This window comes from Streptosporangium sp. NPDC006013, assembly GCF_040614275.1.
Classification (GTDB): domain Bacteria; phylum Actinomycetota; class Actinomycetes; order Streptosporangiales; family Streptosporangiaceae; genus Streptosporangium.
This window is the reverse complement of the sequence record NZ_JBEXUE010000357.1, coordinates 1-10,592: the sequence shown is the minus strand read 5'-3', so window position 1 is coordinate 10,592 and position 10,592 is coordinate 1. Positions and strand designations below refer to the sequence as shown.

At 71.0% G+C, this 10,592-nt stretch carries 7 protein-coding genes; 5 read left to right on the top strand and 2 right to left on the bottom strand.

Features of this window, described 5'->3' with window-relative positions; genetic code table 11:
* A partial coding sequence (locus tag ABZ260_RS37275; RefSeq protein WP_355626937.1) for a trehalase-like domain-containing protein occupies positions 1-363 on the bottom strand: 363 nt, incomplete at its 3' end.
* A gap of 119 nt (positions 364-482) precedes the next feature.
* Here ABZ260_RS37275 and ABZ260_RS37270 point away from each other — a divergent pair.
* From ABZ260_RS37270 to ABZ260_RS37255, 4 genes are all read left to right on the top strand, one after another.
* Positions 483-2,288, top strand: a complete 1,806-nt coding sequence (locus ABZ260_RS37270) for a thiamine pyrophosphate-requiring protein (protein ID WP_355626935.1) — start codon at positions 483-485, stop codon at positions 2,286-2,288.
* Entirely contained in the window at positions 2,285-3,388 is a 1,104-nt protein-coding gene (locus ABZ260_RS37265) for an enolase C-terminal domain-like protein (protein WP_355626934.1), read from the top strand. Before ABZ260_RS37270 ends, ABZ260_RS37265 begins: the two co-directional genes overlap by 4 nt.
* A gap of 81 nt (positions 3,389-3,469) precedes the next feature.
* Entirely contained in the window at positions 3,470-6,361 is a 2,892-nt protein-coding gene (locus ABZ260_RS37260) for an FAD-binding and (Fe-S)-binding domain-containing protein (RefSeq protein WP_355626932.1), read from the top strand.
* A 74-nt stretch (positions 6,362-6,435) separates the two neighbouring features.
* Complete coding sequence (locus ABZ260_RS37255) at positions 6,436-8,673, top strand: tetratricopeptide repeat protein (RefSeq protein ID WP_355626930.1); 2,238 nt, start codon at positions 6,436-6,438, stop codon at positions 8,671-8,673.
* Between the two features lie 25 nt (positions 8,674-8,698).
* Here ABZ260_RS37255 and ABZ260_RS37250 read toward each other — a convergent pair whose 3' ends face one another.
* Entirely contained in the window at positions 8,699-9,571 is an 873-nt protein-coding gene (locus ABZ260_RS37250; RefSeq protein WP_355626929.1) for a hypothetical protein, read from the bottom strand.
* A gap of 160 nt (positions 9,572-9,731) precedes the next feature.
* Here ABZ260_RS37250 and ABZ260_RS37245 point away from each other — a divergent pair.
* Positions 9,732-10,592 (top strand): tyrosine-protein phosphatase (locus ABZ260_RS37245; RefSeq protein WP_355626927.1); only part of this gene is annotated, 861 nt, incomplete at its 3' end.

Below are 10,592 nucleotides of genomic sequence, written 5' to 3'. Positions count from 1 at the left end.
GCCGCGTGGTGCATGCGAAACCGGGCCGCGGACGGTGTGGTCGCTGCGCCGTCCGGGGTCGCTGTCGGCCGGACGGACCAGCGCCTCCCGGCACTCCACCACTCCGTCGCCGGTCACCCAGCGGCTCCGCCAGATCAGACCGCGCTCCTCGTAGTAGCCGCCCCACACCCGCCACTCGTCCTCGGGCCGTACCCAGTAGCCTCCCGCGCCGCCGACCAGCGTGCTGAAGACGGCCGGTGAGTCCCACGAGGGGAAGCACATCCACGCGCAGCCCCCGTCCGGGCCGACGAGCGCGGCGCGCTCGCCGTCGGCGATCACCGCGTATTCGCGCAGCGGGTGGATGCCGCCCTTGAACACTGTCATCACCTCTATTTGCCCCCGGTTCGTCAAACGCAACGGTAGAGCGGCCGGTTGGCGGGTAGGCGAGGTCGAGGGGGACGTCCTGGGGAGGGCTGTCGCCTGATCCTTGGGGGGAATGACCGATGGCGTCGACGACCGTTGCCGACCATGTGCTGGAACGCCTGCGCGAATGGGGAGTCGAGCGGGTTTTCGGCTATCCGGGCGACGGCATCAACGGCCTGCTCGCCGCCTGGGGACGGGCCGGTGACCGGCCGAGGTTCGTCCAGGCGCGGCACGAGGAGATGAGCGCGTTCGAGGCGGTCGGCTACGCCAAGTTCGCCGGCCGCCTGGGCGTCTGCGCGGCGACCTCGGGACCGGGCGCGATCCACCTGCTCAACGGGCTCTACGACGCCAAGCTCGACCACGTCCCGGTGGTGGCGATCGTCGGCCAGACCAACCGCAGCGCGATGGGCGGCTCCTACCAGCAGGAGGTCGACCTGCTGTCGCTGTACAAGGACGTGGCGGGGGACTACGTGCAGATGGTCACCGTGCCCGAGCAGTTGCCGAACGTGCTGGACCGGGCGATTCGGGTGGCGCTGGCCGAGCGGGCGCCGACCGCGGTCATCCTGCCCGCCGACGTGCAGGAGTTGAAGTACTCCGCGCCGGGCCACGCGTTCAAGATGGTGCCCTCCAGCCTGGGCGTCGACTGGCCGGCGATCTCTCCCGACGGCACCGCGCTCCGCCATGCCGCGGACCTGCTGAACGCCGGTGATCGGGTCGCGATCCTGGCCGGTGCGGGTGCCCGCGGGGCTCGTGAGGAGCTCCAGCGGGTCGCCGAGCTGCTGGGGGCGGGCGTGGCCAAGGCGCTGCTGGGCAAGGACGTGCTGTCGGACGAACTGCCGTACGTGACCGGCTCGATCGGGCTGCTGGGCACCCGGCCGAGCTACGAGATGATGAACGACTGCGACACGTTGCTCACCGTCGGCTCCAGCTTCCCCTACACCCAGTTCATGCCGGATTTCGGCCAGGCGCGGGCCGTGCAGATCGACATCGATCCCAAGCAGATCGGCATGCGCTACCCCTACGAGGTGAACCTGGTCGGAGACGCCGCCGTCACCCTGCGGGCGCTCATCCCGCTGCTGGAACCCAAGGAGGACCGGTCCTGGCGCAAGAGCATTGAGGCCGGCGTCGAGCGGTGGTGGGAGACCGTGCGGATGGAGGCGATGGTCGAGGCCAAGCCGATCAACCCGATGCGCCTGTTCCACGAGCTGTCCGTGCGGCTGCCCGACAACGCGATCGTCACCGCCGACTCCGGTTCGGCCGCCAACTGGTACGCCCGTAACCTGCGCTTCCGCGGCGACGTACGCGGCTCGCTGTCGGGCACGCTGGCCACCATGGGGCCGGGCGTGCCGTACGGGATCGGCGCCAAGTTCGGCTGTCCGGACCGCCCGGTGATCGTGTTCGCCGGTGACGGTGCGATGCAGATGAACGGCCTGGCCGAGCTCATCACCGTCAAGCGCTACTGGCGGGAGTGGTCCGATCCGCGACTGGTCGTCGCGGTGCTGCACAACAACGACCTCAACCAGGTGACCTGGGAGATGCGCGCCATGCAGGGCGCGCCCAAGTTCCCGCAGTCGCAGAGCTTGCCCGACGTGGACTACGCCGGCTTCGCCGCCTCTCTCGGCCTGGGTGCCGTCACCGTCGACAGGCCCGACCAGATCGGGCCGGCCTGGGAGCAGGCGCTGAGTGCCGACCGGCCCATGCTCCTGGACGTGCACGTCGATCCGGATGTGCCGCCGATTCCGCCGCACGCGAGCTTCGAGCAGATGAAGGACACCGCCGAGGCGCTCCTGCGAGGCGATGAGAACCGCTGGGGCGTCATCAGGGAAGGGATCAAGACCAAGGTTCAGGAGTTCCTGCCGCACCGTGACGACGGCGACGGCAGGTGATCGACCCGCCGATCGAGTCGGTCGAGGCGAGCGTCTACACCGTCCCGACCGACGGGCCCGAGGCCGACGGGACGCTGGCGTGGGATTCGACCACGATCGTGCTGGCGCGGGTGCGGGCGGCCGGAGGCACCGGCCTCGGCTGGACGTACGGGCCCGCCGCCTGCGCCGCCGTCATCGGCGACCGGCTCGCTCCGGCGGTGCTCGGCCGCGCCGCGCTGGACATCGCCGGAGCCTGGCGGGCGATGGTCCGTGCCGTTCGCAACGACGGGAGGCCGGGTGCGGTCGGATACGCGATCTCCGCCGTGGACGTGGCGCTGTGGGATCTGAAGGCCCGCCTGCTCGGGCTGCCGCTGCACCGGCTGATCGGCGCGGTGCACGAGGAGCTTCCGGTCTATGGCAGCGGCGGTTTCACCACCTATGACGACCGGCGGCTGATCCGGCAGCTCGTCCACTGGACCCGGGAACGGCGGATTCCCAGAGTGAAGATCAAGATCGGCGAGTCGTGGGGCGCCGATCCAGGCCGGGATCTGGCCCGGATGCGCCTGGCCAGGGAGGTCGTCGGCGACGACACCGGGCTGTTCGTCGACGCCAACGGTGCCTACACCGTCAAGCAGGCCGTCCGGGTGATGGGTGAGGCGGCCGACCTGGACGTGCGCTGGTTGGAGGAGCCGGTCTCCTCCGATGACCTCCGCGGGTTGCGTGAGGTCCGTGACGCGGTCCTGCCCGAGGTCGCGGCCGGAGAATACGGGTACGACCTCACTTATTTCCGGCGGATGTGCCAGGCGGGGGCGGTGGACTGCCTGCAGGCCGACGTGTCGCGCTGCGGGGGCATCAGCGAATGGCTCCGCGTCGCCGCCGTCGCGGCCTCGCACGACCTGCAGATCTCCGGCCACTGCGCACCGCACCTGCACGCGCACGCCGCCGCGGCCACTCCCAACCTGCGCCACCTGGAATGGTTCCACGACCACGTGCGCATCGAGTCGATGTTCTTCGACGGCGTCCTCGACCCGACCGGCGGCAGCGTCCGGCTCCGTCCCGACGCACCCGGCCACGGCCTCACCCTGCGCCGCGCCGATGCCGAGCCGTACCGGGTCGGCTGATCGCGTCCGGCCTCCGGCAAGATCTGATTCATGCCGGAACGTTGCCATTTCCTTGGCGATATGCCGGGTATGTGGGTAAACATGTCGCTTTATCGCGATCTTAGTGCGCGGGTGGACGGAGAGGTGCGGTGCGACGAGGGGTCGCTGGCCGCCTACGCCCACGACTCCTCGAACTACCGGCAGACGCCGTCCGTGGTCGTGCTGCCCCGTACCGTTGACGCCGCGGTCCAGGCGGTGCGCGTCTGCCACGAGTACGAGGTGCCGGTGCACTCCCGCGGCGGTGGTACCAGCCTGGCCGGGCAGTGCTGCAACGAGGGCGTGGTGATCGACTGGTCGAAGTACTGCACGCGGTTGCTGTCGGTGGACGGCGAGCGGGCGCTGGTCGAGCCGGGCGCCTGCCTGGACGACCTCAACGCCGAGCTCGCGGACCGCCGGCTGATGGTCGGCCCGAAGCCGGCCACTCACGACACCTGCACGATCGGCGGGATGATCGGCAACAACTCGTGCGGGGCCTCGGCGCAGGCGTACGGGAAGATGGTCGACTCGGTGATCCGCCTGGAGGTGCTCACCTACGACGGCCTGCGCATGTGGGTCGGCGAGACCTCCGACGAGGAGTACGAGCGGATCCTCGGGCAGGGCGGCCGGAGGGCGGAGATCTACCGGGCGATGCGGGAGCTGCGCGACGAGCACCTCGCGCTGATCCGTACCCGTTATCCGGACATTCCGCGTCGCGTCTCGGGCTACAACCTGGACTCGCTGCTGCCCGAGAACGGTTTCAACGTGGCCCGGGCGCTGGTGGGCAGCGAGTCGACGCTGGTCACGGTGCTGCAGGCGGAGATCAGGCTGTTCAAGGTGCCGCCGTTCCAGTCGCTGGTGGTGCTGGGTTACCCGGACCTCGCCACGGCAGGCGACATGGTGCCGGAGATCGTGACGCACCGGCCGCTGGCCCTGGAGGGGCTCGACCACGAGTTGATGGACCTGGCCAGGGTGGAGCGGGTCGCCGGCGAGGACGTGCTGGACAGGCTGCCCGAGGGGTCCGGCTGGCTGATGGTGCGGTTCGGCGGCGCCAGCCGGCAGGAGGCCGACGACCGTGCCCGGAGGCTGGCCGAGAGCGCCGGGCGCGCGCACACCGCCTACTTCGACGATCCGGCCGATGAGGAGCGGATATGGAGGATCCGTGAGGCCGGGCTGGGGGTGACCGCCTACCCGCCGGACAACCCGGACACCCACGAAGGGTGGGAGGACGCGGCGGTCCCGCCGGACCGGCTCGGCGACTACCTGCGCGACTTCCAGGAACTCCTGCGCAGGTTCGGCTACCACAACAGTTCTCTTTATGGGCATTTCGGGCAGGGGTGCGTGCACACCCGCACGCCGTTCGATCTGGACGATCCTGAGGGGGTGGCGAAGTACCGCCGGTTCGTGGAGGAGGCCGCGCACCTCGTCGCCTCCTACGGAGGGTCGCTGTCCGGCGAGCACGGCGACGGGCAGTCCCGCGGCGAGCTGCTGCCGGTCATGTTCGGCCACGAGATCGTCCAGCTGTTCGGCGACTTCAAGCGGATCTGGGATCCCACCTGGCGGATGAACCCCGGCAAGATCGTCAAACCGTACCGGCTGGACGAGAACCTCGATCACCTCGACTACCACCCGAAGGAACCGGAGACGCACTTCGACTACCCGGCGGACCATCACCGGTTCACCCACGCCGCCGCCCGCTGCGTCGGCGTCGGCAAATGCCGTTCCAGCTCAGGCGGGGTGATGTGCCCCAGCTACCGGGTCACCCGGGAGGAGAAGCACAGCACCCGCGGCCGGGCCCGCATCCTGATGGAGATGATGCGCGGCGAGACCATCACCGGCGGCTGGCGTTCCGAGGAGGTGCACGAGGCGCTCGACCTGTGCCTGGCCTGCAAGGGATGCCGGGGCGAATGCCCGGTCCACGTGGACATGGCCACCTACAAGGCCGAGTTCCTCTCCCATCACTACCGCCGGCGGCCGCGGCCGGCCGCGCACTACTCGATGGGCTGGCTGCCGCTGTGGGCGAGGCTCGCCTCGGCCGCGCCCGGGGCGGTCAACGCGCTCACCCACGCGCCCGGCCTGGCCCGGATCGTCAAGCTCGCCGGCGGTGTGGACCGGCGCCGCGAGCTGCCACGGTTCGCCGCCCAGCGCTTCACCGACTGGTTCAGGGACCACCGGCCCATGGCCGGAGGCGACCAGGTCGTGCTGTGGCCGGACACCTTCACCGACAACTTCAATCCCGGCGCGGCCAAGGCGGCGGTGCGCCTGCTGGAGGCGTACGGATACCGGGTCGAGGTGCCACCGGTGCCGTTGTGCTGCGGGCTCACCTGGATCTCCACCGGCCAGCTCGCCATGGCCGCGCGCGTCCTGCGCCGGACGGTGGCGGCGCTGGCGCCCCGGCTGCGGCGGGGGATGCCGATCGTCGCGCTGGAGCCCAGCTGCGCGGCCGTCCTGCGCTCCGACGCGCCCGAACTGCTCTCCGGCGACCCCGACGTGAAGCTGCTGGGCGAACAGACCAGATCGCTGGCGGAGATGCTGCTGGACCGGGTGCCGACCGCTCCGCCACCGGGCACGGGGATCCACGCGATCGCCCAGCCGCACTGTCACCAGCACGCCATCTGGGGCTTCGACGCCGACGCCAGGCTGCTGGAACGCGTCGGGGTCGAGGTCGACGTACTGGACGTCGGCTGCTGCGGCCTCGCCGGCAACTTCGGCTTCGAACGCGGGCACCACGAGATATCGACCCGGATAGCCGAGCTGGGCCTGTGGCCCGCCGTGCGCGACGCAGGCCAGGACACCAGGATCCTCGCCGACGGGTTCTCCTGCCGTACCCAGATCGAGTCCGGCACCCGCGCGCGGCCGGTCCACCTCGCCGAACTCCTCGCCGAGGTGCTGCTGCGACACCGCGGGCCCTCCACCCGGGAAAAGCCCGGTCAACCGCAGCTGGGGAAGGTCCGCTGACCGCCCGGACCAGGTGTCCTCCTCCCGGGCGCGTCCCGGGCCGCCAGACGGTCACGGATGACGGACAAGCGGTTTTGGGGAGTCTCGCGAGGCTCGGCCTCGGGACCACGCCCACCGAGGTCGCCTCGCCGCTGGTCGTCTCGGTGTACGGCAGGGGCGGGGTGGGCAAGTCCGTGCTCACCGCCAGGTTCGGCCACGAGATCGCCGGGAGCTTTCCCGACGGCCGCCTCTACGCGGACCTGCGCGGCGAGGTGGAGGCTCCGGTCGGTCCGGAGGAGGTGCTGATCGGTTTCCTGCGCGCGCTCGGCGTCCGGCTCACCACCGACCCCGGAGGTCTCGCCGAGCTCCGCACGCTCTGGCTGACCTGGACCAAGGGCAGGCGCATCCTCATCTGCCTGGACAACGCCCACGACGGCGACCAGGTCAAGGACCTGATCCCGGCCGAGCCGGGGTGCGCGGTCCTGATCACTTCCAGGCAGCCGCTGTTCCTGCTCAACACCTACGACAAGCGGCTGTCGGTGTTCAGCGAGGCGCAGGGCGTCGAGCTGCTGGCCCGGCTGGCCGGGGACGACCGGGTCGCCGCCGACCTGGAGTCGGCCCAGGAGATCGTACGGATGTGCGACCACCTGCCGCTGGCCATCAGCATCTGCGGCGGACGCCTGGCCACCCGGGAGAACTGGACGCTGCGCCGGCTCGCCGACCGGCTGCGGGACGAGCGCCGCCGCCTGGACCAGCTTGAGATCGCCCGCAGGCTGGACAAGAGCGTGCGGGCCTCCCTCCAGCTGAGCTACGACGACTGCACCGGCCTGCAGCGCCGCCTGCTGCGCCTGCTCAGTCTGCTGAGCGCTCCCGATGTGCCCGGCTGGGTGGCGGGGGAGTTGCTCGCCACCTCGGAACCCGAGGGCGCCGACCAGCTGGAGGCGCTCATCGACGCCCAGCTCGCCGAGTGCTCGGGTACCGACCTGTCCGGGACGATGCGCTACCGGCTGCACGACCTCGTCCGGATCTTCGCCCGTGAGCTGGCATTCTCCGACGACGACGAGAGTCACCGCCGGGCCGCCATCGAGCGGGTCCTGTCCGGCTACCGCCGCCGCGCGGAGACGGCGGCCGTGGCCCGCTGGCCACAGGACTGGGGGCGCAGGGCCAGGCCCGGTGGGCCGGGAGCGGTGACGCAGGCCCAGGTCTCGGCGGCCGACTGGCTCAACGCCGAGCGGCTGACCCTGGTCGCCGTGATCGGCCAGGCCAGGAGCATGGAGATGTGGGAGCTGGCCTGGGGGCTCGGCCGGGCCTTCTGCTCGCTCTGCCACTCGCTGCGGGCCTACTGGTCCGACTGGCGGGCGGTCGCCGAGATCCTGTGCGAGGCCGCGGAGCGGATGGACGACCGGCGGGCGCTGGGCATCGCGCTGCTGGACCGGGCGGCGGTGGCGGGCGGCCAGGGCGGCCACCACAGCGCCGCGGCGGACGCCGAACGGGCTCTGGAGATCTTCACCGACCTCGGCGAGTCCTGGTGGGCGGCGCGGGCGATGCGCACGGTCGGCATGACCCTGTTCAACAACGGCAACCTGGACCGGGGACAGGGCTACCTGATCGGCGCGGTCACCGCCTTCAAGGGCGAGGAGGACCGCTGGTGGACGGCCAGGACCCGGCGCAACCTCGCGGAGCTCAGGCTCGCCCAGCGCAGGCCCGAGGAGGCGCGCGAACTGCTGGAGGAGGCCCTGGAGGTGTTCGAGCGTGACCGAAACCGCTACTCGGAGGCGCAGACGCTGCGCGCCTACGGGGAGGTGCTCGGTGTGACGGCCAGGGGATCGCACGCCGCCGGTGACAGCCGCGCCGCCGAGGAGGCATTCGCCAGGGCCGGTTTCAGTCTGGACCGGGCGGCCGAGATGTTCCGGCTCCGCGGCGAGCTGTGGGAGGAGGCCAGGTGCCTGCGCGCGGCAGGGGAGGTCGGCAACCCGGCCAACGCGCTCCGCGAGCTCACCTACGTGCGCCGGGCCACCGAGATGCTGACCGCGCTCGGCGACTCGTGGGGCGTCGCCAGGGCCGAGCTGTCGGCGGGACGCGCCCACGGGCGGCTCGGCCGCACGCGAGAGGCGCAGGAGTCGCTGCTGCGGGCGGTGCGCGACTTCGAGGAGCTGGGTGACCGCTGGTGGATGGCCAGGAGCCTGCGCTACCTGGGGGAGGCGTATCTGGAGGCGGGTGAGCGGCAGGCCGCGGTGGACGCCCTGCGCCAGGCCCAGGACATCTACCGCAGCCTCGGCAACCAGGCGGGGATGGACCGCACCCTGGAACTCCTGCGCCGTGCGGAGGGCTGAGCGTCCCCCTTCACGACTGGCCGACTCAGGGGTCGGCGGTCGTCAGCAGATGCCTGGCGGCGCCGCGGGCCTCGTCGATGCTCTTGTGGAACAACTCCCTGATCTGCCGGGCCTGCTCGGTCAGGCGTTCCAGGTCGGGAACGGCCAGCGCGTCCTCCGCCGTCTCGGCGACCAGTGCCTCGTACTGCGGGGTCCGTTCGGCGAGCACCTGAAGCTGCCGGTGGGCGAGGTAGAGGCCGTCGGCCTTGCGGACCTGCCTGGCGTACTCCTCCAGCGCGCGGATCCGCCTGGTCAGCGAGCTCTCGGCGGCCTTCAGCGCCCCGACATAGGGGGTGAACGCCTCGGCCACCTCCGGTGGGGGCGCGTCCGGTACGAGGCGGTGGTGCTCGGCCCTCAGCTTCGACAACCGCACCAGTTTCGTGGCGATCTGCCAGGTCTGCGCGGGCAGCGTCACCGCGTTGTCGATCGTATCGAGCAGCCCTGACCGGTTGATCCGGGAGTCGAGCACCGTCTTGGTGGCGTCCTGCGCGCGGCGGAGCAGGTCGCCGCAGTCGGCGTCGAGGTCCTCGGGCAGGACGAACCGGTCGCGGTGCTCCACGGCCAGCCGGACGCGCCGCCGCTCGCGCAGGCTCCGGGGGTCGTCGCTCAGGCCGCGCAGCACGGCGATGAAGATCAGGATGAGGGCGGCGAGGAGGCCTCCCGTGCTGCTCAGCACCGCCATGAGCAGCAGGAGCCCGGCGATCGCGAACGCCTTGACGAGATCGGGGCTCCTGGCTTCGGGGATGTGCCCCAGCCGGGCCGCGCGCAGCGCCTGCGGGCCGGCGCGCAGGACCGAGGAGATCGATTCGGGCAGAGCCGGATCGATCAGCAGATGCGGGGTGCGTCTCCTCGGATCCACGTGATCTCCTTGCGTCGGGACACAGGCGGGCACCTTCACTCTTCCTCATGGAGAAAAATGCGGTGCATTTACGGACGCGGTACATGGACATCGGCAATTACGGAAATAGGTCCTATGTGTTAACTGGCCATACGTAAAGGGGCGTATAAACTTGGCGGCGATGAACGACTTCACACGTTGGATTGATCTTGAAGGTGCCGTCAACGTACGCGACCTCGGCGGGCTCGCCACGGTGGACGGCGGGATCACACGCTTCGGCCGCATCTACCGGGCCGACAACCTGCAGGGGCTGACCGAGCGGGACATTCAGCTGCTCGTCGCCGACCTGAAGCTCCGCAACGTCGTCGACCTGCGCTCGGGTCCCGAGGTGCGCCTGGAGGGGCCGGGGCCGCTCACCGGGGTGCCGGAGGTGAGCATCCACCACCTCACCCTGTTCGCCGAGGGCGGCAGGTACACCGATGTCGAGGCCGACACCATCGAGGGCGACCGGGTGCTGCCCTGGACGGCGCGGGACGAGGAGGACCTCGCCGAGTTGCGGGTGACCGGCTACTACTACGCCTACCTCCGCGACCGTCCCGACTCGGTCCTGGCGGCCCTGCGCGCCATGGCCCGCGACGACGGCGCGGCCCTCGTGCACTGCGCGGCGGGCAAGGACCGCACCGGTGTCGTCAGCGCCCTCGCACTGGAGGTCGCCGGTGCCACCCGGGAGGCGATCGTCGCCGACTACATCGCCACGGGTGACCGCCTGGAGGGCATCCTGGCCCGGCTGCGTTCCAGCGCCACCTACCGTGACGACCTCGACAACCGCCCGGCCGACGACCACCGTCCGAGGCCCGAGTACATCGAGCAGTTCCTGCACGTCCTGGACAACCGTTTCGGCGGCCCGCTCGAATGGCTCGCCTCGCACGGCTGGAGCGAGAGCGACTCCGGTCAGGCGGGTGACCTCCGCCCCGTGGGCGGTGGCGATCACCCACTCGCACTTCGACCACAGCTTCGGTACCCGGCCGTTCCTCGACTGCCC

Excerpts from the sequence above, each read along its gene's own strand:
- ABZ260_RS37270 (WP_355626935.1), top strand. The coding sequence starts at position 483 with ATGGCGTCGACGACCGTTGCCGACCATGTGCTGGAACGCCTGCGCGAA.
- ABZ260_RS37260 (WP_355626932.1), top strand. The coding sequence starts at position 3,470 with ATGTCGCTTTATCGCGATCTTAGTGCGCGGGTGGACGGAGAGGTGCGG.